At 68.6% G+C, this 22,954-nt stretch carries 25 protein-coding genes; 15 read left to right on the top strand and 10 right to left on the bottom strand.

The genetic code is table 11. The features are described 5' to 3' along the window. Positions 1-14: 14 nt before the first annotated feature. Together ACFSJG_RS13665 and ACFSJG_RS13660 are read right to left on the bottom strand one after the other, a co-directional pair. Positions 15-797 carry an META domain-containing protein gene (locus ACFSJG_RS13665; protein ID WP_378485742.1) on the bottom strand — a complete coding sequence of 261 codons (783 nt, stop codon included), beginning with the start codon at positions 795-797 and terminating at the stop codon, positions 15-17. 36 nt (positions 798-833) lie between these two features. Next, positions 834-1,412 (bottom strand): TetR/AcrR family transcriptional regulator, encoded by a 579-nt coding sequence (locus ACFSJG_RS13660; RefSeq protein ID WP_378485985.1) that lies wholly within the window; start codon positions 1,410-1,412, stop codon positions 834-836. A gap of 115 nt (positions 1,413-1,527) precedes the next feature. Between ACFSJG_RS13660 and ACFSJG_RS13655 the strand changes: the two genes are divergently transcribed. After that, on the top strand, positions 1,528-2,091 hold the full coding sequence (locus tag ACFSJG_RS13655; RefSeq protein ID WP_378485741.1) for an NADPH-dependent FMN reductase: 564 nt from the start codon (positions 1,528-1,530) through the stop codon (positions 2,089-2,091). 76 nt (positions 2,092-2,167) lie between these two features. Here the strand turns inward: ACFSJG_RS13655 and ACFSJG_RS13650 are convergent, their stop codons facing one another. Next, positions 2,168-2,656, bottom strand: a complete 489-nt coding sequence (locus ACFSJG_RS13650; protein ID WP_378485984.1) for an FBP domain-containing protein — start codon at positions 2,654-2,656, stop codon at positions 2,168-2,170. A 92-nt stretch (positions 2,657-2,748) separates the two neighbouring features. Beyond that, the gene (locus ACFSJG_RS13645) at positions 2,749-3,042 is read right to left on the bottom strand and encodes a hypothetical protein (RefSeq protein ID WP_378485740.1); all 294 of its coding nucleotides are present in this window, start codon (positions 3,040-3,042) and stop codon (positions 2,749-2,751) included. A gap of 171 nt (positions 3,043-3,213) precedes the next feature. Between ACFSJG_RS13645 and ACFSJG_RS13640 the strand changes: the two genes are divergently transcribed. Then, on the top strand, positions 3,214-4,203 hold the full coding sequence (locus ACFSJG_RS13640) for an AurF N-oxygenase family protein (protein WP_378485739.1): 990 nt from the start codon (positions 3,214-3,216) through the stop codon (positions 4,201-4,203). Positions 4,204-4,205: 2 nt separating this feature from the next. Here the strand turns inward: ACFSJG_RS13640 and ACFSJG_RS13635 are convergent, their stop codons facing one another. The 3 genes from ACFSJG_RS13635 to ACFSJG_RS13625 form a co-directional block, all read right to left on the bottom strand. Continuing rightward, the gene (locus ACFSJG_RS13635; protein WP_378485738.1) at positions 4,206-4,934 is read right to left on the bottom strand and encodes a TetR/AcrR family transcriptional regulator; all 729 of its coding nucleotides are present in this window, start codon (positions 4,932-4,934) and stop codon (positions 4,206-4,208) included. A gap of 9 nt (positions 4,935-4,943) precedes the next feature. Next, positions 4,944-5,708 (bottom strand): putative protein N(5)-glutamine methyltransferase, encoded by a 765-nt coding sequence (locus ACFSJG_RS13630; RefSeq protein ID WP_378485983.1) that lies wholly within the window; start codon positions 5,706-5,708, stop codon positions 4,944-4,946. A 115-nt stretch (positions 5,709-5,823) separates the two neighbouring features. After that, positions 5,824-6,390 carry a TetR/AcrR family transcriptional regulator gene (locus ACFSJG_RS13625; RefSeq protein WP_378485737.1) on the bottom strand — a complete coding sequence of 189 codons (567 nt, stop codon included), beginning with the start codon at positions 6,388-6,390 and terminating at the stop codon, positions 5,824-5,826. Between the two features lie 125 nt (positions 6,391-6,515). Here ACFSJG_RS13625 and ACFSJG_RS13620 point away from each other — a divergent pair, with 125 nt between their 5' ends. The 5 genes from ACFSJG_RS13620 (at position 6,516) to ACFSJG_RS13600 (ending at position 12,240) form a co-directional block, all read left to right on the top strand. Continuing rightward, complete coding sequence (locus tag ACFSJG_RS13620; RefSeq protein ID WP_378485736.1) at positions 6,516-7,493, top strand: phosphotriesterase family protein; 978 nt, start codon at positions 6,516-6,518, stop codon at positions 7,491-7,493. Beyond that, positions 7,490-9,136, top strand: coding sequence for an AMP-binding protein (locus ACFSJG_RS13615; RefSeq protein WP_378485735.1), 1,647 nt, complete (start codon positions 7,490-7,492; stop codon positions 9,134-9,136). Before ACFSJG_RS13620 ends, ACFSJG_RS13615 begins: the two co-directional genes overlap by 4 nt. A gap of 152 nt (positions 9,137-9,288) precedes the next feature. Continuing rightward, a complete protein-coding gene (locus ACFSJG_RS13610; RefSeq protein WP_378485734.1) occupies positions 9,289-10,671 on the top strand; it encodes an MFS transporter in 1,383 nt (460 codons plus the stop codon). 138 nt (positions 10,672-10,809) lie between these two features. Next, positions 10,810-11,481 (top strand): TetR/AcrR family transcriptional regulator, encoded by a 672-nt coding sequence (locus ACFSJG_RS13605; RefSeq protein WP_378485733.1) that lies wholly within the window; start codon positions 10,810-10,812, stop codon positions 11,479-11,481. A 111-nt stretch (positions 11,482-11,592) separates the two neighbouring features. Continuing rightward, complete coding sequence (locus ACFSJG_RS13600) at positions 11,593-12,240, top strand: HAD family hydrolase (RefSeq protein ID WP_378485732.1); 648 nt, start codon at positions 11,593-11,595, stop codon at positions 12,238-12,240. 51 nt (positions 12,241-12,291) lie between these two features. Here ACFSJG_RS13600 and ACFSJG_RS13595 read toward each other — a convergent pair whose 3' ends face one another. Both ACFSJG_RS13595 and ACFSJG_RS13590 read right to left on the bottom strand, forming a co-directional pair. After that, positions 12,292-13,290 (bottom strand): NADP-dependent oxidoreductase, encoded by a 999-nt coding sequence (locus ACFSJG_RS13595; RefSeq protein ID WP_378485731.1) that lies wholly within the window; start codon positions 13,288-13,290, stop codon positions 12,292-12,294. Then, on the bottom strand, positions 13,287-14,786 hold the full coding sequence (locus ACFSJG_RS13590; RefSeq protein ID WP_378485730.1) for an AMP-binding protein: 1,500 nt from the start codon (positions 14,784-14,786) through the stop codon (positions 13,287-13,289). The genes ACFSJG_RS13595 and ACFSJG_RS13590 overlap by 4 nt, the downstream gene beginning before the upstream one ends. 290 nt (positions 14,787-15,076) lie before the next feature. Between ACFSJG_RS13590 and ACFSJG_RS13585 the strand changes: the two genes are divergently transcribed. Further along, the gene (locus ACFSJG_RS13585) at positions 15,077-15,694 is read left to right on the top strand and encodes a TetR/AcrR family transcriptional regulator (RefSeq protein WP_378485982.1); all 618 of its coding nucleotides are present in this window, start codon (positions 15,077-15,079) and stop codon (positions 15,692-15,694) included. A gap of 44 nt (positions 15,695-15,738) precedes the next feature. On the opposite strand, the gene ACFSJG_RS13580 is transcribed toward ACFSJG_RS13585, so the two are convergent. After that, positions 15,739-16,215, bottom strand: a complete 477-nt coding sequence (locus ACFSJG_RS13580; RefSeq protein WP_378485729.1) for a MaoC family dehydratase — start codon at positions 16,213-16,215, stop codon at positions 15,739-15,741. A gap of 175 nt (positions 16,216-16,390) precedes the next feature. Here ACFSJG_RS13580 and ACFSJG_RS13575 point away from each other — a divergent pair, with 175 nt between their 5' ends. The 7 genes from ACFSJG_RS13575 to ACFSJG_RS13545 all read left to right on the top strand — a co-directional run. Beyond that, complete coding sequence (locus ACFSJG_RS13575; protein ID WP_378485728.1) at positions 16,391-17,206, top strand: SDR family oxidoreductase; 816 nt, start codon at positions 16,391-16,393, stop codon at positions 17,204-17,206. 63 nt (positions 17,207-17,269) lie between these two features. Next, entirely contained in the window at positions 17,270-18,496 is a 1,227-nt protein-coding gene (locus tag ACFSJG_RS13570; protein WP_378485727.1) for an acyl-CoA dehydrogenase family protein, read from the top strand. Between the two features lie 3 nt (positions 18,497-18,499). Further along, positions 18,500-19,300, top strand: coding sequence for an SDR family oxidoreductase (locus tag ACFSJG_RS13565; RefSeq protein ID WP_378485726.1), 801 nt, complete (start codon positions 18,500-18,502; stop codon positions 19,298-19,300). Positions 19,301-19,319: 19 nt separating this feature from the next. After that, positions 19,320-20,336, top strand: coding sequence for a phosphotransferase family protein (locus ACFSJG_RS13560; protein WP_378485981.1), 1,017 nt, complete (start codon positions 19,320-19,322; stop codon positions 20,334-20,336). Between the two features lie 41 nt (positions 20,337-20,377). Then, positions 20,378-21,136, top strand: coding sequence for a 3-oxoacyl-ACP reductase FabG (fabG, locus tag ACFSJG_RS13555; RefSeq protein ID WP_378485725.1), 759 nt, complete (start codon positions 20,378-20,380; stop codon positions 21,134-21,136). A gap of 44 nt (positions 21,137-21,180) precedes the next feature. Beyond that, complete coding sequence (locus ACFSJG_RS13550; protein ID WP_378485724.1) at positions 21,181-22,173, top strand: NADPH:quinone oxidoreductase family protein; 993 nt, start codon at positions 21,181-21,183, stop codon at positions 22,171-22,173. A gap of 35 nt (positions 22,174-22,208) precedes the next feature. Further along, positions 22,209-22,954 (top strand): SDR family oxidoreductase (locus ACFSJG_RS13545; RefSeq protein ID WP_378485723.1); only part of this gene is annotated, 746 nt, incomplete at its 3' end.

Here is a 22,954-nt window from a genome sequence, read left to right as displayed (position 1 = left end):
ACGCCGGTCGTCTCTCACCGAGCGCGCAGCCCCAGCCCGGTCCCGTTCGTGTTCATCAGCTGCAGACGGTCGGATTCGACTGTCGCGGTGGCGGTTCCGGTGAGCGTGGTCAGGACGGCCTGCTCGACCTCGGCGAGCTCGGGAACGCACGCGCGTCGCGTGGTCGCGAGAGGTCCGAAGGTGATCGTCTCGCCCGACACCTCGGCGCGGCCGGTGAACGAGTTGCATCCGGTGGAGCCCGTCACGGTGCCGTCGTCGGCGATCTGCAGGGTCGGTGCCGCCTTCTCGATCGCGAGCGAGGACGTCACCGCGGCGGGCGTGATCGTGGTGTCGACAACCCAGGTCGTCCCGGTGAGCGGGCGGTCGGGTTGGGCGATCCTCCGGTCGAGAAGTGTCACGGTCGACGCGTCGGTGCGCAGGGTGAGGGTGTCACCGTCGAGCTCCCACGCCGGCTTCGCGGCGAAGAAGGAGGCGAGCCACTGGTCCGAATCCGCGTTCTCGCCCATGCACGCCATCATCGTGGTGGCCAGTGGCCCGGTCACGATGGTGCCGCCCGAGAAGTCGGCGGTGCCCGTCGCCCTGTTGCATCCGGCCGTGCCCGCGATGCGGTCCGGTTCGGTGAACTCGACGGTCAGGGGTCCACCGCCGGGGATCTGGGCGCCGTCGACCGTGGTTGAGACGAACGTCCGGCCGAGCAGATCCGACTGGGGCGAATCGGACGCCGCGGAACCGGAGTCGGAGCAGGCGGCGAGGGCGAGGGCCGCGATCGCGAGCGCCGCGAGGCGAAGGGTGCGCATGACCGCAGATCGTAGTGATCGGCACGGGTGTTCGGATCACCTCGCGGTGATTCGGCGTACGAGATCCTCCCAGGCGTCGGCGATCCGGTCGATGGGCATGTGGAGGTCACGAACCTGGTGCAACACCAGGGACGCCTCCAGCGGCGCGAGCAGGCTCTGTGCGAGAAGGGTGAGGTCGCCGGGCGTGCCCGCCTGACCCATGAGGGTGCGGACGTGCACCAGGCTGACCTGGCGGGCCGGCCCGCCGAAGCGCAGTTCGGGAGAGTTCTCCACCGCGCGCAGGACGTCACCCTGCACCTCGACCATGGCCAGTCGGGCGCGACCGTAGGCGACGAGTCGCTCGATCGGGTCGGCGCCGGGTCCGAGCGGTGGCGGGCCGTGGAGGTAGGCCTGCTGGAGTTCGGACTCGGTGTGGTCGAGCAGGGCGTGCATGAGGCCGGACCGGCTGCCGAATCGGCGGAACACTGTGCCCTTGCCCACACCTGCGCGGGCCGCCACGGCGTCCATCGTGACTGCGTCCGCTCCGCGCTCGGCGACGAGGAGAGCGGCCGCATCCAGCAACAACGCCCGGTTGCGGGCGGCATCGCAGCGTTCGGCGCCGGAGTCGTCGGCCATCGGGACCGTGGTGGGGTGCACAGGACGATGGTAGTGCGGGAACAAAAGTGGACCACGGTCCGGTTAGAGTCGGAGTCGGAACGACCGGCCCCACGTACTTCGAAGGATCATCACCATGTCTCAGACTCGCGTTCTCGCCCTCGTCGGCAGCCTCCGTGCCGCCTCCGTCAACCGCCAGCTCGCCGAGACCGCGGCGCATGTCGCTCCCGAGGGCGCCGATGTCGTGATCTACGAGGGCCTCGGCGAGGTTCCGTTCTACAACGAGGACCTCGACAACGAGTCCGTTCCGGCTTCCGTGACCGCGCTGCGCACCGCAGCGAACGAGGCGGACGCACTGCTGCTCGTCACCCCCGAGTACAACGGCACCATCCCGGCCGTGCTCAAGAACGCGATCGACTGGATCTCGCGGCCCTACGGTGCGGGCGCGGTCAAGTCCAAGCCTGTCGCGGTCGTCAGCGCGTCGCCGTCCGGCAATGCCGCGCAGTGGGCTCACGAGGACACCCGCAAGGCGGTCCGTATTGCCGGCGGCGAGGTGCTCGAGGACGTCTCCATCTCCATCGGCGGCACCATCGACAAGTTCGGCGACAAGCACCCGAAGGAGAACGCCGAGGTCGCAGCACAGGTCGGTGGCGTCGTCGCCGGACTCGTCGCGGCAGCGGGCGAGCTCGTCAGCGCCTGATCCGATTCGTTCCCGGGCTCGGGCGGCGTGTGCCGCTCGGGCCCGAGTCGTCTCCGGGTTTCGGCGCCTCGAGAGATCAGGCGGACAGGCCGGTGACGAACGAGGTGATGTTCTCGCGAACCCGTTCGATGCGTTCCTCGATGCTCAGCGTCTCGCGGTAGCGGTTGCCGGCACTGGGTCGCCGCTTGTTCCGCGCGTACAGGGAGCACGCCAGATCGGTGCACATGTAGATCCCGATGCTGTTGCCCCGCCGCCCCGCCTCACCCGCCTTCTGAGCGGTCATCAACGACACCCCGCCCCCGGTGTGGGTGGTCTTGCAGATCGCGCACATCTGCGCCTTGCCCGTTCCTCCGGTCTCGTAGCGGAACGCGACGCCGGTGAGGTCGTTCCCGATCGGCACCACGATGTAGCAGCGGCCGCGCAGCGTCGGATCTCCCCAGCCGAGGAAGTCCAGGTCCTGCCAGGGGCGCTCGCCCAGATCACGCGGAATCGACAGCCGCTTGGCGTCGCCCTTCGAGCAGTTGACGAACGACGCCCGGATGTCGGCTTCGGTGACGGGCACCATCACGAGAACGGCTCCTTCGGCTGGGAAACGGTTACCACCTCCGACGGTACGGCGGCCGTCGTGGCCCGGCAACGGGATTTCCGGCGTCTGAGCTAACCCTCGTTCAGCGTGACGTGCATCAGTTCGGTGCGGGCGACGACGCGGTCCCGTTCGTCGGCGAGCGCGAGGCGGCGCTCGTCGTTCATGTAGCCGTCGAGCGCGGACTGCGACTCGAAGGTGAACACCTGGATCTCGAGGGGCTGATCTCCCGATCCGTCGGTGCGGCCGCGCTGGAGGACCCGACCGCCGTGCTCGGACACGAGTTCGAGGACCCGATCCTCGTACGCGATCAGGCCTTCATGCTGGCCGGGTCGCGCCCACAGCAGGCAGCACAGCGAAATGCTCACGCCGGAATCGTAGGCGCCGATCGTGCCGGCGTCGCGTAGGCACCCGTATGGGACCGTGAGTCCCACCAACACTTGCATGGGACCGCGAGTCCCAGTAAATTCGGCCGCACTGGTACACCGGTCGTTCCGGCCCTGAGCGGCGGACCGCCGGTCGGCGACAGAGGGGCTTCGATGGCGATGCGGTACAGCGGGATTCACGATTCGGACTACCGCGAGGCTCTGTTGACCCTGTCCGAGGGTTCGGTGCATCGGAGTTTCGACCCGTATCTCGACGTTCCCTGGGATGCGCCGGAATTCGCCATCGACCCCGACGACCCGCGGTGGGTACTCTCGCCGGCCCTCGACCCGCTCGGTGCGACGAGTTGGTACCGCGGACTGCCGCTCGACCGGCAGATCGAGATCGGGAAGTGGCGTCACGCGAACTCGATCAAGGTCGGAGCGGCGTTCGAGAGCATCCTGATCCGCGGAATGATGCAGTACATCATGCGGCTGCCCAACGGTTCGGCCGAGTTCCGCTACTGCCTCCACGAGATGACGGAGGAGTGCAACCACATCCAGATGTTCCAGGAACTCGTCAACCGGATCGGAGTCGACGTCCCGGGGATGCGCCCGGCGTTCCGGGCGCTCTCACCGTTCATCGGCGTCCTCGGCGGATTCGCGCCACTGGGCCTGTTCATCGGCATCCTCGGCGGTGAGGAGCCGATCGACAACTACCAGAAGGCGCTCATCCGCGACGGTGCGAACCTGCCGCCCGCCGTCCTGAGGACGATGCAGATCCACATCGCCGAGGAGGCCAGGCACATCTCGTTCGCGGGCGAGTTCCTGCGGGCGCACCTCGCGCACGCCGGTCCCGCGATGCGGGCCGCCGCCGGGGTGACGTTCCCCCTCGCGATGCGGTGGCTCGCCGGCGAGATCATGACGCCGCCGAAGTCCTTCGCCCGGACCTTCGACATCCCGCCGGAGGTGATGCGGGAGGCGTTCTGGCGCAGCGAGCACTCGCGGGCGATCCTCGCGGGGTACTTCGACGACATGCGCGCGCTCGCCGACGAACTGGGCCTGATGAACCGGACGACGAAGCGGTTGTGGAAGCGGCTCTCCATCGACGGTCGGCACAGCCGGTACCGCAGCGAGCCGGACCGCCGCACCCGCGCCGCGGCCTAGGTTCATCGCGCCGACAACTGTGCGATCAGGTCCGTCAGCTCCATCCGCGGATCGACCGACAGACCGACCGACCTGATCGCACCGTCGAGGACGTAGCGGGTGAGCGTGGTCAGTTCGTCGACGATCTGTTCCCTCGTTCGGGTGGGGTCGACGTCGTGCACCCAGTGCGTCAGGGTGCCCTCGACCATCGTGACCACCGCGAACGGCAGGGTGTCGAAGATGCCGTCACCGGTGTCCACACCGAGTTGGTCGGCGATCGAGGTGAGCACGTCCCGAGCGCGCTCGGACATCCGGAGTTTCAGGCTCGTCACCGCGTCGACGTCGGACGGGCCCTCGTGGGTCGGTCCGGTGCGGGCGAACTCGTCGAGTCGGGGGTGGTCGGCCATCCAGTCGGCCACGGCCCGGATGGTGCGCGCGATGATCTCTTCGATCGAGCCGTGCGAGGTGTCGAGACCCGCTTCGAGCGTGCGGGAGAAGTCGTCGATGAGGTGCGACCGGATCCTCCGGTCCAGATCCTCCCGCCCCTCGAACTGGCGGTACACGACGGATTTGGCGAGCCCCGCCCGCGCCGAGATCTGCCGGACCGAGACGTCGGTTCCCGCGGGTGCCTCCTCGATGAGCTCCACCGCGGCTCGCAGGATCCGGGATCGCCGCTCGGAATTGTGTTGCTCCCAGCGCGCCTCGTGGCCGCTCGTCTGCGAGTCCTCACGCAGGCCCGGATCGCTCGACATGAGCGGAGTCTAGCGACGCCCGGTCACGACGGTCGCGTCCAGTTCGGGGCAGTGCGCGACCGTCGGTGTGAGTCCGGCGCGCGCGAATGCGGCGGCGGTCAGAACGGCTTGCCGTTCACCGGTCTCGACGAGGAGCCGTCCGGTCGGTGCGAGCCAGGCGGGGGACTCGGCGGCGACCCGGCGGTGGACGTCGGCGCCGTCACGACCGCCGTCGAGTGCGAGGCGGGGTTCGTGCAGTCGCGCCTCGGGGGGCATGGTGGAGAGCGCATCTGTCGGTACGTAGGGGGCGTTCACGACGAGCACGTCGACCCGGCCGAGCAGTGTGCGGGGCAGTGCGTCGAACAGGTCTCCGAGGTGGACCGACCCGGGCTGGAGGTTCCGGCGGGCGCACGCGACGGCGACCGGGTCGACGTCGGCGGCGTGGAGCACGACGGGCCCGGATCCCCGCCCGGATGCGGCCTCGGCGGCGATCGCGGCCCCGACCGCACCGGACCCGCAGCACAGGTCGACCACCACCGCGTCGGGGTGGTCGAGTGCCGCGACGGCCCGGTCGACGAGGAATTCGGTGCGTCGCCGAGGCACGAAGACGCCCGGCGACACCGCGATCCGGAGCCCACAGAACTCGGCCCATCCGAGGACCTGCTCGAGCGGCCGGCCGGACACCCGGTCCCGGACCATCGCCGCGAGTTCGTGGTCGTGCGTCGCGGCGTCGACCAGCAACCGGGCCTCGTCTTCCGCGAACACGCATCCGGCCGCCCGCAGTGTGGCGGCGATGTCGGTGAGCGCGGGAGTGGACGTGGGTGGAACCTCGCTGTTCGGTGTGCGTCCGGTTCGGGGCCGCCCACCATGGTGGACCCGGGCGGCGCCCGGCGCATCCGATTTCGGCGTGTCAGCCCGGGCGGCGGGTGACGCCGAGGAGCAGGGCGACGAGGTCGAGGGCGGTGTCGATCTGGGCGGTCTCCCCTCCGAGCAGCGGCGCGTAGAGGTGGATGTCGCAGATCCGCACGATGGCCTCACCGAGGACGGCCGGTGACAGCGCGAGCGTCAGCGCACCCGACGCCTCCTCCCGTTCGAGCATCTCGGCCATGATGCGCGCGGACACCGCCTCGATGGACCCGGGCATGAGGGCCAGTCGGGTGAAGAGCAGTGGTTCGCGCTTGGTCAGCGCCCGCAGCGGGGGAGAGGCGTCCACGGTCCTCATGACGCGCTCGACGAAATCGAGGACGAAGTCGGCTCCGGTGCCCGTGGCGCGGTCGATCGCCCACCGGTAGGTGCGCTCCGTGGCCTCGCTCAGGACGGTGGCGAGCAGTTCCTCGCGGTTGCCGACCCATCGGTACAGGGTTGCGCGTCCGACTCCGAGTTCCTGTGCGAGACAGGACATGTCGAGTGGCTTCTCGTCGATGTAGATCCGGGTGGCTGCATCGATCGCGCGCCGGCGGTCGGCGACGGGTGGCATCAGGTCATCTCCTCACGTGCCGGACCATCATGCAATTCGAGGTGACGGTTGACGAGTCGGGGTACCTGAGACAGACTAGCGCACTGTCTCACCCAGAGTGATGTCAGTCACATCGAGGAGCTCTCATGGCCCAAGTTCAAACCGTTCGCGGACCCGTCGACGCCGCCGCTCTCGGCTCCACGCTCATGCACGAACACGTCTTCGTGCTCGGCGAGGAGATGCGGCAGAACTACGGCGACTACCCCAACCACTGGGACGAGGACGCCCGCGTCGCCGACGCCGTCGTGAAGCTCACTGCGTGCGCGGAGCGCGGGATCGACACGATCGTCGATCCCACCGTCATCGGCCTCGGCCGCTACATCCCGCGCATCCAGCGGATCAACGAGCGGGTCGACATCAACATCGTCGTCGCGACCGGGATCTACACCTACAACGACGTGCCGTTCCAGTTCCACTACACCGGCCCGGGCCTGCTCTTCGACGTGCCCGAACCGATGGTCGAGTTGTTCGTCAAGGACATCCGCGAGGGCATCGCCGACACCGGGGTCAGGGCGGCGTTCCTCAAGTGCGCCATCGAGGAGCAGGGTCTGACGCCGGGAGTCGAGCGCGTCATGCGGGCAGTCGGCCAGGCGCACGTCGAGACCGGTGTTCCGATCACGGTGCACACCAACCCGCACACCGAGTCCGGACTCGTCGCACAGAAGGTGCTCGAGTCCGAGGGGGTGGACCTGTCGAAGGTCGTGATCGGCCACTCCGGCGACTCCACCGACCTCGACTACCTCTGCTCCCTCGCGGACGCGGGCTCGTACCTCGGTATGGACCGGTTCGGACTCGACGTGCTGCTTCCGTTCGAGAACCGGGTCGACACCGTCGTCGAGCTCGTGCGTCGCGGCTACGCGGAGAAGATGGTGCTCGCGCACGACGCCGCCTGTTTCATCGACTGGTTCGAGGAGGGCGCCAAGGCGGCCGCTGTACCGAACTGGAACTTCACCCACATCAGCGACGACGTGATTCCGGCGCTCCTGGGGCGAGGCATCACCGAGCAGCAGATCGCGGTGATGATGGTCGACAATCCCCGCCGCTACTTCGAGCCCACCGCATGAGCGCATACGAGGAGCGAATCTGGTTGGCGCACTACCCGGCCGGAGTTCCGGCGGACGCACGCGTCGAGTTCGACACGGCCCTTGCGATGTTCCGGGCCACGCTCGTGCGGGAGCCCGAAGCGCCGGCGATCCACTACTTCGACGCCACCGTCACGTATCGGGATCTCGACGAGATGTCCGATGCCCTCGCGGTGGCGTTGGGGGAGCGGGGCATCGGCAAGGGTGACCGTGTCGCGCTCGTCCTGCAGAACGTGCCGCAGTTCCACGTCGCGGTTCTCGCGGCGTGGAAGCTCGGCGCCGTGGTGGTGCCGCTCAACCCGATGTACCGGGACCGCGAGTTGCGCGCCGTCCTCTCCGACAGTGGTGCCGCTGTCGTGATCTGTCTGGAGTCGGTGCGCGACGAGGTGGCGTCGGCGGCGGCAGGGGCCGGGATCGCCACCGTGATCACGACCTCCGAGCTCGCCTTCCGGACGAGGGACGAGCCACGCATCTTCGGGGACGGCGACCGTGCCGCCGATGCCGCCGACGACCTGCTCGACCTGATCGACCGGTTCCGTGGCCGGGCGCCGGCCGACGTCCCACTCACTGCAGGCGACCTGGCGTACCTGCCGTACACCTCGGGCACCACCGGTCCACCCAAGGGGTCGATGAACACCCACGCCAATGTCGTCTTCACGGCCCAGATCTACCGCGACTGGACGCGGCTCGGTCCGGAGTCGGTGGTGTACGCGGTGGCGCCGCTGTTCCACATCACCGGACTGATCGCGAACATCGCCGCGCCGCTGCTCGCCGGCGCCGCGACGATCCTGACGTGCCGGTTCCATCCGGTGGTGGCGGCCGAGGTGATCGCCGAACGCCGGGCGACCGCGACGATCGGCGCCATCACGGTGTTCATCGCCTGGACGAACAGTGCCGAGGTGACGGCCGAACAACTGTCGAGCCTGCGGTCGGTGTACTCCGGTGGTGCACCCGTCCCGCATGCGGCCCTGGCAGCGTTCCGGGAGAAGTTCGGGCACTACATCCACAACGGCTACGGGCTGACCGAGACGACGAGCCCGGCGATCGTCGTTCCGCACGGCGTGCAGGCGCCGGTCGATTCCGAATCGGGTGCGGTTTCCGTCGGGGTGCCGGTGTCGGGGACGGTCGCGTCGGTGGTCGACGAAGGGGGCGATGCGGTCCCTGTCGGGGAGATCGGCGAGATCGTGGTGTCCGGGCCGCAGGTGGCGGCGGGGTACTGGCACCGGCCCTACGAGACCGAACGCGCGATGCCGTCCGGCCGATTCCACACGGGCGACGTCGGTTTCATGGATTCCGGTGGCTGGTTCTACATCGTCGACCGGAAGAAGGACCAGATCAACGCGTCCGGGTTCAAGGTGTGGCCGCGCGAGGTCGAGGACGTGCTCTACGAGCATCCGGCGATCCGTGAGGCGGCCGTCGTCGGGGTGGTCGACGCGTATCGCGGGGAAACGGTCAAGGCGGTGGTCTCGCTCAAGTCGGGGCTGTCGACGAACGCCGCGGCGCTGCAGGAGTTCTGCCGCGATCGGCTCGCCGCCTACAAGTGCCCCCGGATCGTCGAGGTCCGTGACGACCTTCCGAAGACTGTGAGCGGCAAGATCCTTCGCCGCGCCCTGCGCGACGCCTGACGCGTTCCGACCACGCGGGGTGTGACCCCGGGCCACACAGAGAAGTGATTGACATCACAACCCTGGTCCGCGATAGTGGGCAAGCGCTCGCTTACCTGAAGTTGATGTCAAGTTTGAACAACCGTCCAGTGAACGAGATTCCAGGAGGATGGATGACCACATCCGCAGTCGACCCCAGTCGCAGAGCCACCGCCCGGTCCGCCCGGTCGAAGTCGGGTGCCAGTGCCCACCGCAAGCTGTTGTTCGCCGGCCTCGTCGGCAGCTCCATCGAGTGGTACGACTTCTTCCTCTACGGCACCGCGGCCGCGCTCGTGTTCCCGCATGTGTTCTTCCCGGATTCCTCGCCGCTCATGGCGACGCTGCTGTCCTTCAGCACGTTCTGGGCGGGATTCGTCGCGCGCCCGCTCGGTGGGCTCATCGCCGGCCACTACGGGGACAAGTTCGGGCGCAAGCCCGCCGTCGTCGTCTGTCTGCTCCTGATGGGACTGGCGACCTTCCTGATCGGATGTCTGCCCGGCGCGAACGCGATCGGGGTCGCGGCGCCGATCCTCCTGGTGGTGCTGCGCTTCGTTCAGGGGTTGGCGTGCGGTGGCCAGTGGGGCGGAATCGTCCTCCTGCTCACGGAGTCCGCGAGCCCCAAGAAGCGTGGGTTCTCGGGCACGTTCGGACAGATGGGCGTGTCGTTCGGTGTCGTGCTCGGCAACATCGCGTTCCTCAGCGCCACCGCGGCGATCTCGAACGACGCGTTCCTGTCGTGGGGCTGGCGCATTCCGTTCCTCGCGAGTGCGGTCCTGTTTCCCGTCGTGCTCTACATCCAGACGAAGGTCGAGGACAGCCCGGAATTCAAGGAACTCGAGGAGAAGGCGTCCGGCACGAAGGTCGTCGCCCAGGCGCCGCTGAAGCAGGCGCTCCAGGAGCACTGGCGCACGATCCTGCTCGGCTGTGGGCTGCTCGCTGCGACGAACGCACTGTTCTACATCTCGATCGCGGGTGTGCTCACCTACGCCACCGCCGAACTCGACATGAACCGGAACGACCTGCTGACGATCTCGATGCTCAGCTGCATCATCTCGGTTCCGGTGGTGGCGTTCTCGGGCTGGGTCTCGGACCGCATCGGTCGGCGGCCCATGATCATCGCGGGCGGCATCGCGATCGTGTTGTGGGCGTTCCCGTACTTCATGCTCGTCAACACCGCGAACCTGGGACTGTTCTTCCTCGCCGTCACGGTCGGCAGCATCTTCCAGTCGATGACCTACGGTCCGATCGCCGCGTACATGGGTGAGCTGTTCGCCCCGAACGTGCGGTACTCCGGTGCGTCACTCGCATACCAGCTCGCGGCGATCACCGTCAGTGGTGGAACGCCGTTCATCATGACTGCGCTGATCGCCCGAACCGGAACCACCACGCTCGTCGCGGTGTTCGTCGCACTGATGGGCCTGGTCACGGTTCTGTCGGCGTGGCGGCTGCGGGAGACCAACCCGGCCGAGGTGCGCAACGATCCGACTGCGGTCCCGGGTGCGCAACTCGTGCGCTGACGATCCCGCCCGACCCGCCGGAGAGACCGACGATGCCCGCCACCTCGCGTGGCGGGCATCGTCGTGCGTCCGGCCGGACGGCGCGTGTCGGCGGGTGGATGGGTGGGCGTGACCGGTGTCGTTGCTATAACTGTGGTCATGTCAGGTTCCACAGAGGAAGCCCACGAGGACGCGCCGCCGTCGATGGCGAACTCCGCGCTGCTTCGCGAACTTCCCGCCACCGAACGCGGGCAGCGCACCCGGTCGGCGCTGATCGCGGCCGCGCGCGCGGTCTTCGAGCGGGAGGGGTACCTCGACACCAGGCTCATCGACATCACCAAGGAGGCGAGTTGCTCCGCGGGGACGTTCTACACGTACTTCTCCAGCAAGGAGGAGATCTTCGCCGCGGTTCTCGAGCTCGCGCAAGAGGACATGATGCATCCCGGGATGCCGCACGTCGCCGACGAGGACGACCCCGCCGCGATCGTCGAGGCCAGCAACCGGGCCTACTTCGAGGCGTACCGGCGCAACGCGAAGCTGATGGGCCTGCTCGAGCAGGTCGCGAACGTGGACCCGGAGTTCCGTCGGCTGCGTCAGAAGCGCGGTGAGGCGTTCATCCGGCGCAATGCCCGCAGCATCGCGTCGCTGCAGTCCCGCGGCCTCGCGGATGCCGACATCGATCCGTTGCTCGCCTCGCGCGCGCTGTCCGGCATGATCAGCCGACTCGCGTTCGGCCACTTCGTCGTCGGTGACGGCGACGGTGATCTCGACGCGTTGATCGACACCGCGACGCGGCTGTGGGTCAACGCGCTCGTGATTCCTCGTAGCTGACGGGCCCGACCTTCGGCGCGTCCGTTCCGCCTCCGCGGCTATTCAATGTTGACGTCGGATTCAATTGTGCGGTTGAATCGAGGAGACGCCGACGAGAACGGATGATGCGCAATGACTTCCAGCACCGTGGACACCGGCCGCACGGCGGTCCTCGTCGACTTCGGGGGAGTGGTCACGACCAGCGTCCTCGACGCGTTCCGTTCGTTCGGATCCGACATCGGCGATCCCGACCTGCCGCTCACACTCCTCGCCCGCGACGAGGTCTCGCGAAGACTGCTGTCCGACCACGAGTCCGGACGGATCGACGTTGCCACCTTCGACGACGGATTCGCCGACCGCCTTCGCGCGCACGGGGTCGAGGTCGAGTCCGCCGGCCTGTCCGCACGGATGCAGTCGGGACTGCGTCGCGACGACGCCACGGTCGAGCTGCTCGGTGCACTGCGTGCGGGCGGGGTTCCGGTTGCCCTGGTGTCCAACGCATTCGGCCGCGACACCTACGCCGGATTCGACCTTGCCGAGCTCGCGGACGAGGTGGTGATCTCGTCCGAGATCGGGATCCGCAAGCCGTCGCGACAGATCTACCGGATCGCCTGCGAGCGCCTCGGCATTGCCCCCGAGCAGGCGGTGATGGTCGACGACCTGCAGCAAAACCTCGACGGCGCCGCCCGGCTCGGCATCGCCGGAGTCCTGCACACCTCCGGCGCCGACACCGCCGTCGAACTGCGCGACCGCTTCGGTTTCTCCGTCCCCGTGTGCTGACGCATTGTGCGCGCTTGTGGTAGCTCCCACTACCACAAGCGCGCACAGGGCCTACACCTCCAGGACGAGCTTGCCAGTGTTGGCGCCGTCGAAGAGCATGTTCAGCGTGCGGCCGAATGCCTCGATGCCGCCCGGCTCGACCTGTTCGCGTGTGATCAGGTCTCCGCGCCGGATCCAGTTCGACAGCGCCGCCTGCGCCTCGGGGAAACGGTCCGCGTAGTCGAACACGATGAGCCCGGCCATCGACGCCCGATTGACGAGCAACGACAGGTACCGCGACGGCCCGGGCTGCGGCTCCGTCGCGTTGTACCCGGAGATCGCCCCGCAGATCACGACCCGCGCGTGGGTCCGGAGCTGGGCGAGCGCCGAGTTCAGGATGTCGCCGCCGACGTTGTCGAAGAACACGTCGATTCCGTCCGGTGCGGCGGCGTGCAGCGCCCGACCGATCGACCCGGCGCGATAGTCGATCGCCGCGTCGAAGCCGAGCTCGTCGGTGAGCCAGGCACACTTCTCCGGGCCGCCGGCAATGCCGATCACGCGGCAGCCCAACAGCTTCGCGATCTGACCCGCGATGCTGCCCACCGCGCCGGCGGCCCCCGAGATCAGCACGGTGTCGCCGGGACGCAGGCGGCCGACGTCGACGAGCCCGAAGTAGGCAGTCATGCCCGGGAACCCGAGAGCGCCGAGCCACGTCGGGCCGGACGCCAGATCGAGGTCGACGACCGTGACGTCCGAGCCGTGGGAGAGCGCGTACTCGCAGGCGCCGAAGAGTCCGGCGACCGGCGTCCCGACGGGGAACCGGTCGTTGCGGGAGGAGTGGACCCGCCCGACAGCGTGCGCGCGCATGACGGCGCCGATGGCGACCGGCGGCACGTACGAGCGGACGTCGTCGAGCCAGCCGCGCATCGCCGGATCCACCGACACGTACTCGACCTTCACCACGAACTCGCCGTCGGCGGGCTCGGGAACGGGCTCGGAGGTGATCGACCACGTGCTGTCGTCGATGCGGCCGATGGGACGGGTGGCGAGGCGGACCTGACGGTTGTTCATGCGTGTGCCGCCCGCAGCTCGGCTCGGTCGATGTTGCGCTTGAGGATCTTGCCGGTCGATCCCTTGGGGAGTTGGTCCACGAATCGGACGATACGCGGGATCTTGTAGGCCGACAGCTTCTCTCTGCTCCAGGCGATCACGTCGTCGGCGGTCAGACCGGAGTCCGGTCGGCGCGCGACGACGGCGGCGACCTCCTCGCCGTAGTGGTCGTCGGGAACGCCGACGACGGCCGCCTCGACGATCTCGGGGTGCTGGTAGAGCACCTCCTCGACCTCTCCGGGATAGACGTTGTAGCCGCCGCGGATGATGAGGTCCTTCAGTCGATCCACGATGCGCAGATCCCCGTCCGCGTCGAACTCGCCGAGATCGCCCGTGCGGAACCAGCCGTCGTCGGTGAACGCGGCGGCGGTCGCGTCGGGACGGTTCCAGTAGCCCGACATCACGGTCTCACCCTTCACGTGCACCTCGCCGACGGTTCCGGCGGGGCAGGGTCGGCCGTCGTCGTCGCGGACCTCCACCCTGGTCCGGGGCACGGCTGCGCCGGTGTAGCCGATCTTGCCGCCGCGGTCGACGTCGTTGAACGTGCCGAGCGCGGTGGTCTCGGTGAGGCCGTAGCCCTCGAGAATGGCGCAGCCGAAGCGGGATACGAATGCGCGAGCGATCTCGCCGGGCAGCGAGGCGCCACCGGAGACGGCCACACGCAGGTGCGCGAAGTCGGTGGCATCGAGGTCGCCGGCGGCGTGGAGCATGGCGTTCCACATCGTCGGTACCCCGCACATGATCGTCAGGTCGTCGCGGCGCATCATCTCGATCATCCCGTCCGGGGTGAAGCGGCTCAGCAGCGACAGCGAACCACCGCCGGTGAAGGAGGCCATCATGACCGATGCCTGACCGAAGACGTGGAACAGCGGCAGGCCGGTTCCGGTGCGGTCGTTCGCGGTTCCGCCGCTCACGGCCGCACCGATCTCCCCTGCCGACAGCAGATTTCCGACGGTGAGTTGCGCGCCCTTCGGTCGGCCGGTGGTTCCGGAGGTGTAGAGGATCGTGGCGGTGTCGGCGCGCTCTCGTTCGACGACTCGCGGGATCGGATCGGCACCGGCCTCGGCCCCCGCGTCGAGGTGCCAGTGGGCAACCCCGACCGTCACGCACGCGTCGGCCACGGCAGGCCCGAGGCCGTGCCAGCCGATCGCGAGCGAGGCGCCGGAATCGGTGAGGTAGTACTCGATCTCAGCCGCCGTCGACATGGTGTTGACCGGAACGACGACGGCGCCGACGGCGGCGATCCCCATGTACGCCACCGCGAACTCGGGAACCGACGGTGCGACCAGCAGGACACGGTCGCCCGCGCCGATGCCTGCCGAGCGGAGTGCGCCCGCGTAGCGCAGGCAGCGGTCGCGCAGGCTCGCATAGGTCCAGGTGCCGTCGGGGGTGCGCAGTGCGATCGCCGTGTCGGACGCAGTGGCGTGGCGGGTGATCGGATCGAGCAGGTTGGGCATCGGCGTGCGCCTTCCGGATCGGGGTGGGGGAGTGATCACGTACGACTGTGGTCTGCGTCTCACCAGACCACACACCTGAAGTCGGCGTCAATATCGAAAATCGACCCGGCCCCTGTTGGCTGAACGTGACGTTCGGCTCGTTGGTACGCATGAACGTGGCGTTCAGCCGGGCAGGGGAGGGGCCTTGTTGAGGTGAAACGTCGAAGTTGACGCCAGATTCATGTATAAACGTGAGGGTGACGACGATTGTGTTCGGGGATGCCGGGGGTGGTGCGCCGCAGTCGCGCGAGATGCCCACTACCGCCCGTGGTGTGCGCACCAGGGCCGCGCTCGTCGTCGCGGCGCGGGTTGTGTTCGAGCGCGACGGCTATCTCGACGCCCGCCTCACCGACATCACGAAGCAGGCCGGCTGCGCCACGGGCACCTTCTACACCTACTTCGCCAACAAGGAAGAGGTGTTCGCGGCCGTCCTAGAAGAGGCCCGCAAGGACATGATGCATCCGGGCATGGATCGGGTCGACGACGAGGACGACCCCTACGCTGTGCTCGAGGCGAGCAACCGTGCGTATCTGACCGCGTACCAACGCAATGCGAAGCTCATGGGTCTGATGGAACAGGTGGCTCACGTCGATCCGGAATTCCGTCGCATCCGAACCGAACGTGCCGAGGCGTTCATCGAGCGCAACGCACGCGGCATCGCGGAGTTGCAGCGACGTTCCGTCGCGGATCCCGAAATCGACCCGATGACGGCGTCGCGTGCGCTCTCCGGCATGGTGAGCCGCATGGCCTACGGGGTGTTCGTTTCCGGTGAGGCTGCCGACGGCGGCCGCGAGTACGACCTCGACGAGCTGGTCGGCGCGCTCACCCGACTCTGGGCCAATGCGCTGAGGTTCCCCGGCCGACCCTGAGCTCCACCGTGTTCAGTGGAGCGGCCGGCCGGGGAACGTGCGGGTCAGGCTCCGGCGACGACTCGCGCGACGGACTCCGCGACCATGACGGGCTTGTCCGAGCCCTCCAGTTCGACGACCTGGGTCGTCGTCACCTGGATGCCTCCGGCGACCTCGTCGGCGGCGACCACGGTGACGCGCATGCGAATTCGCGATCCGACGGGGACGGGCGCGGGGAAGCGGACCTTGTTGTAGCCGTAGTTCAGGCCGTGTGCGAACCCGTCGAAGGCCAGTAGCCGACTCGACAGGAACGGTCCGAGCGACAGGCTGAACAGTCCGTGCGCGATGGTGCCGCCGAGGGGGCTGGAAGCGGCCTTCTCCACGTCGACGTGGATCCACTGGTGGTCGCCGGTTGCGTCCGCGAACGCGTTCACGCGGTCCTGGGTGACCTCGAACCAGTCGGTGGGGCCGAGCTCCCGGCCGACGAGATCACTGAGGTCCGCGGCCGTGCTCGGGCGGACGGGAAGGGTGGTTGTGTCCATGGTTCTCCTTGATGTCTGCAGGTCAAGGTCGTGGCGTCGCGTCTGGAGCGACGCAAGGTTGAATCTGACGCCGGATTCAACTATACATGGTGGGAGAGCTGCGTCACACGGAGCGGACGGCATCGCGCCGCCGCACCGGCGCGCGCATCATCGACACGGAAGTGGGGATTCGTCAGTGAAGGTTGCAGGCAAGGTTGCCGTCGTCACCGGTGGCGGCGGGGGAATCGGTGGGGCGATCGCCCAGGCGCTCGCCGCCGAGGGCGCGCGGGTCGTCGTGGCCGACCTCGATGCCGCGACGGCGCAGGCCGTCGCCGACAAGATCAATGCCGACCACCCCGGTTCCGCGGTCGCCGCCGGCGGCGACGTCTCCGGCACCGAGGTGATCCGCGGCCTGATCGAACTGGCGGAGAAGGGCTTCGGTCCCGTCGACATGTACTTCGCGAACGCGGGTATCACCGGTGCGCCCGGCCTCGACGCCGACGACGCGGCCTGGGACCTCTCGCTCGACGTCAACCTGCGTTCCCACATCCGCGCCGCGCAGCTGCTCGTGCCCGGATGGGTCGAGCGCGGCGACGGCTACTTCGTCAGCACCGCCTCCGCCGCGGGTCTGCTCACCCAGATCGGCGGGGCCACCTACGCCGTGACCAAGCACGCCGCCGTCGGGTTCGCGGAGTGGTTGTCCGTCACGTACGGGGACCAGGGCGTCAAGGTCAGCTGCCTGTGCCCGCAGGGCGTCAACACCAAGCTGCTGTTCCCCGACGAGGGTGCGGACGACGGACTGTCGGCCACCGCGATGAAGGCCGTCACCGAGGCAGGTGACGTCCTCGAGCCCGCGCAGGTCGCCGCCGACGTGCTCGCAGCGATCGACGACGAGCGGTTCCTGATCCTTCCGCACCCGAAGGTCCTCGACATGTACCGGCACAAGGGCGCCGACTACGACCGCTGGCTGCGCGGGATGCGCCGCTACCAGGCGTCGCTCCAGGGGAGCTGACGCCCCGACCCGGCTCCGTCGCGGCCCACGATCATTCGAATCCATTCCACCCCAGGAGTTCTCATGTCCCTGTTCGACATCTCGGAACGCGCCCAGCAGTTGCAGAAGGAACTGCTCGACTTCATGGACTCGCACGTCTACCCGGCCGAGGCCGTGTACGAGGAGCAGATGCGTGCGTCCGGTGACCCGCACTTCCAGCCGCCGATCCTCGAGGAACTCAAGGCCGAGGCCAAGAAGCGGGGTCTGTGGAACCTCTTCCACCCGCACCCCGGTACCGGCGCAGGCCTGACCAATCTCGAGTACGCCCCGCTCGCGGAGATCATGGGCCGCAGCCATATCGCGTCCGAGGCGTGCAACTGCAACGCCCCCGACACCGGCAACATGGAGGTCTTCGAGCTCTTCGGCACCGAGGAGCACAAGGAGCGGTACCTGAAGCCGCTCCTCGACGGCACGATGGCGTCGGCGTTCGCGATGACCGAACCCGCGGTCGCCAGCTCGGACGCCACGAACGTCGAGCTGTCGATGGTCAAGGACGGCGACGACTACGTCCTCAACGGCCGGAAGTGGTTCGCCTCCAACGCCCTGCACCAGAACTGCAAGGTGATGATCGTGATGGGCAAGACCGACCCGACCGCTGCGCCGCACCGCCAGCAGTCGATGATGGTCGTGCCCATCGACGCACCCGGCGTCACCGTCATGCGCGGGCTGCCGGTGTTCGGCTACCAGGACCGCGAGGGCCACGCGGAGATCGACTTCACGGACGTTCGGGTTCCCTCGAAGGACGTCCTCAAGGGCGAGGGCGAGGGCTTCGCGATCAGCCAGGCCCGCCTCGGACCCGGCCGCATCCACCACTGCATGCGTGCCATCGGCATGGCCGAGCGGGCACTGGAGCTGCTGTGCAAGCGCGCGCAGTCACGTGTGACGTTCGGCAAGCCCGTCGCCGACAACGCCAACATCCAGGACTGGATCGCGGAGGCGCGCATCGACATCGAGATGATCCGCCTGCTCACCCTCAAGGCCGCCCACCTGATGGACACGGTCGGCAACAAGGAGGCGCAGACCGAGATCGCCGCGATCAAGGTCGCCGCGCCCACCATCGCGCTCACGATCGTCGATCGAGCCATCCAGGTGCACGGCGGCGCAGGCGTCACCGACGACTTCCCGCTCGCGATGGCGTACGCGCACCTGCGGACCCTGCGTCTGGCCGACGGACCGGACGAGGTGCACAAGCGCGCCATCGCCCGCCGCGAACTGCGCCAGTACCGAGACCTGCGACCGGAAGGCGTCTGACACGTGGCGGACCAGCAGAACCGATCCGGCCTGGACCTGAGCGGCCGGACCGCCGTCGTCACCGGGGCGTCCCGAGGCATCGGCCTGGCGACGGCGCAGGCCCTCGCCGACGCCGGTGCCAACGTCGTGCTCACCTCCCGCAAACAGGAGTCCGCCGACGAGGCAGCCGCCCTGATTCGTGGCAGCGCGATCGGTGTCGGCGCGCACGCGGTCGAGGAGGACCAGGCACGCCGGGCGATCGACGTGACGCTCGAGAAGTTCGGCAGCATCGACATTCTCGTGAACAACGCGGGAACCAATCCGGCGTTCGGCCCGATGATCGCCCAGGATCACGGCCGGTTCACCAAGACGATGGACGTCAACCTGTGGGCGCCGCTGCTGTGGTCGCGCCTGGCGACCGAGGCGTGGATGGGTGAGCACGGCGGCAGCATCGTCAACACCGCATCCATCGGCGGTCTGGGGCACGAGGCCAACATCGGGCTGTACAACGTGTCCAAGGCGGCGCTGATCTACCTCACCAAGCAGCTGTCGCTGGAACTGGCACCGCGGATCCGGGTGAACGCGGTGGCGCCGGGTGTCGTGCGCACCAAGCTCGCCGAGGCGTTGTGGAAGGAACACGAGCAGCAGGTCGCCGGGGCGACCGCGCTGGCCCGCATCGGCGAGCCGGACGACGTCGCCTCCGCGATCGCGTTCCTCGCGTCGGACGCGGCCTCCTGGATCACCGGCGAGACCATGGTGATCGACGGCGGTCAGCGGCTCGGCGACGTCCGCGCCTACCACAGCGGGACGGCTGCCGGTGTCTGAGACTTCTCAGCGTGAGGTGATCGGGATCGACAGCCATGCCGCCACCCGCTGGTTCGGCGACCTCGGTGTCGCGTTCGCCGGCGACCTCACCTTTGACCGCATCGGTCTCGGGCAGTCGAATCTCACCTACCTGGTGACCGACGGAGAGGGGAGCCGGTGGGTGCTGCGGCGCCCACCGCTCGGCCACCTGCTCGCCTCGGCGCACGACGTGGCGCGGGAGGCACGGATCATGGCGGCGCTCGCCGACACCGACGTCCCCGCGCCCCGGATCCTCGGTGTCGCACAGGACCCGGCGGTGTCCGAGGTTCCGCTGGTGCTGATGGAGCACATCGACGGTCAGGTCGTCGACACCATGGAGATCGCGGAGTCGCTCACCCCGCAGCGGCGCCGGGAGATCGCCGAGTCGCTGCCCCGCACCCTCGCGAAGATCCACGCCGTCGACATCGACGAGGTAGGTCTGTCCGACCTGGCCAGTCACAAGCCGTACGCTGCGCGGCAGCTCAAGCGGTGGGCCGGGCAGTGGGAGCAGTCGAAGACGCGGGAGCTGCCCGAGCTCGACGACCTGACCCGGCGACTCGTCGCCGCGGTCCCCGAGCAGACCGAGCTGTCCCTCGTCCACGGCGACTTCCACCTGCGCAACGTGATCGTCTCCCGCGACACCGGTGTCGTGATCGGTGCGCTCGACTGGGAGTTGTCCACCCTCGGGGATCCGTTGGCGGACATGGGTTCCATGCTCGCGTACTGGCCCGAGCCCGGTGAGGACACCGGCGGCGACTTCCCGGCGTCGACACTCGACGGGTTCCCGGACCGGGCCGAGCTGGCGCGGATCTATCTCGACGAGACCGGACGCGACCCGCAGGCACTCAAGTTCTGGCACACCCTCGGGCTGTGGAAGCTGTCGATCATCGCCGAGGGCGTGATGCGGCGTGCACTCGACACTCCCGAGAACAAGGCCGCCGCGGGTACGCCCACGGTCGACAGGATCGACGCGATCGTGCGCAAGGCCCGCGAGATCGCCGACTCGGCCGGCATCTGACGCCGCCACCACAACAGGTATTCGACAGTGAGGACACGAGCATGACCCAGGAACGCAGGACCGCGATCGTCACCGGTGGGGCACGGGGCATCGGCGCCGCCGTCGCCAAGAAGCTCGCCGCCGACGGGTACGCGGTCGCGGTCGTCGACCTCGACGAGTCCGCGTGCGTGGCGACCGTCGACGCCATCGAGGCCGCGGGCGGTTCCGCACTGGCCGTGGGCGCGAACGTCGCCGACGAGGCCTCGGTGGCGGACGCGGTCGAACGGGTCGCCACCGAACTCGGCGCGCCGACCGTGCTGATCAACAACGCAGGCATCACCCGGGACAACCTGCTGTTCAAGATGAGCGTCGAGGATTGGGACTCGGTGATGAGCGTGCATCTGCGCGGATCGTTCCTGATGACCCGCGCCGTCCAGAAGTACATGGTGGACGCGAAGTTCGGACGCATCGTCAACCTGTCGAGCGTGTCCGCTCTCGGCAACCGTGGCCAGGCCAACTACTCGGCTGCCAAGGCAGGCATGCAGGGCTTCACCAAGACCCTCGCGATCGAACTCGGCCGCTACGGCGTCACCGCGAACGCGATCGCACCCGGATTCATCGAGACCGAGATGACCGCCGCCACCGCCGCCCGCGTCGGCGTCGACTTCGAGGACATGAAGAAGGCCGCCGCGGCGGAGATCCCCGTCGGCCGTGTCGGCCAGCCGGAGGACATTGCCAACACGGCATCGTTCCTCGCGAGCGAGGGCGCCGGCTTCGTCTCCGGCCAGGTCGTCTACGTCGCCGGCGGACCCCGGGACTGACCGCACCCGCCGCGAGCCACCACACCACCCCCAGGAGCTGAACGATGAAGGCATGGCGCGTCCATGAACTCGGTGAACCCCGCGACGTCCTCACCCTCGAGGACGTCGCCGACCCGACCGCGGGGGAGGGGCAGGTCCTCGTCCGGACGCTGGCGGCGCCGGCGAACTTCCCTGACGTCCTGCTCTGCCGCGGTGAGTACCAGATCAAGCCGCCGCTGCCGTTCACGCCGGGCGTGGAGCTGTGCGGAGAGGTCGTTGCCGTCGGGGCGGGTGTCACCCGAGCCGCCGTCGGCGACCGGGTCGTCGGTACCCCGGTCCTGCCCGGCGGGGCGTTCGCGGAGTACGCGATCCTGGACCAGGCCAACGTGTTTCCGGCCCCGCAGGCGCTCGACGACGCCGAGGCGGCCGCGCTGACGATCGGGTACCAGACGGCGTGGTTCGCGCTGCACCGGCGCACACAGATCGTCGCGGGAGACATCCTGCTGGTGCACGCCGCCGCAGGTGGTGTCGGCAGTGCGGCCGTGCAACTCGGCAAGGCCGCCGGTGCCACCGTCATCGGCGTCGTCGGCGGAGCGGAGAAGGCGGCCTACGCCAAGGAACTCGGCGCCGACCTCGTCGTCGACCGGCGGTCCGAGGACTTCGTCGACGCCGTCAAGGAGTTCACCGGTGGCCGCGGCGCCGACATCGTCTTCGATCCGGTCGGCGGTGACGCCTACACAGGCTCGACGAAGTGCATCGCGTTCGAGGGGCGGATCGTCGTCATCGGATTCGCCGGCGGCACCATTCCGCAGCCTGCCCTCAATCACGCACTGATCAAGAACTATTCGATCGTCGGACTGCACTGGGGCCTGTACCAGGCGAAGAACCGGGCCGTCATCGACGACTGCCACGCCGAACTGACCAGGCTCGCCGACGAGGGTCTGCTGCGCCCGCTCATCGGTGAGCGGCTCTCGCTCACCGGCGGCACCGACGTCGCCGACGGGGTCGGCCGCCTCGGCGACGGATCCACCGTCGGCCGCCTCGTCTTCATGCGCTGACGCGCCTCGACACCGCCGAATCCGAAGGGACATCAATGGGGAATCTGTTCGACGTCACGGGAAAGAACGTCGTCGTCACCGGCGGCACCCGCGGTATCGGGTCGATGATCGCGAAGGGCTTCGCCGAGGCGGGCGCGCATGTGATCATCTCCTCCCGCAAGGCGGACGCCTGCGCCGCCGCGGCCGCGGAACTGTCCGCGTTCGGTGACGTGGTCGCGCACCCCGCCGACCTCGGTACCGAGGAGGGCGTTGCCGATCTGGCGACGTTCGTCGCCGGCCGGTTCGACCGGGTCGACGTCCTCGTCAACAACGCGGGTGCCACCTGGGGTGCGCCGATCGACGAGTTCCCCGCCTCGGGCTTCGACAAGATCATGAACGTCAACGTCAAGTCGGTGTTCCTGCTGACGCAGCGGTTGCTGCCGCAGCTGCGGGCGGCGGCGAGCACGGAGGCGCCCGCCCGGGTGATCAACGTCGGATCGATCGACGGCATCGGGGTGTCTGGAACCGAGAACTTCTCGTACGGAGCGTCCAAGGCCGCGGTCCACATGCTCACCCGCAAGCTCGCTGCGACCCTGGCGAGCGAGCACATAACCGTCAATGCCATTGCGCCGGGACCGTTCCCGACCAAGATGATGGCATTCGTGCTGGACAACCCCGACGCACGCGCGGCGGTCGAGGGCAGCGTCCCACTCGGCCGGGTCGGCAGCCCCGACGACATCGCGGGCACCGCGATCTTCCTGTCGTCGCGAGCCGGCGCATACCTCACCGGGACGGTCATCCC

Origin of the sequence: Rhodococcus gannanensis (assembly GCF_042681175.1) — a bacterium.
GTDB classification, from domain to species: domain Bacteria; phylum Actinomycetota; class Actinomycetes; order Mycobacteriales; family Mycobacteriaceae; genus Rhodococcus_G; species Rhodococcus_G gannanensis.
The sequence above is the reverse complement of the archived record's forward strand: the minus strand, read 5'-3'. Positions and strand labels throughout refer to the sequence as shown.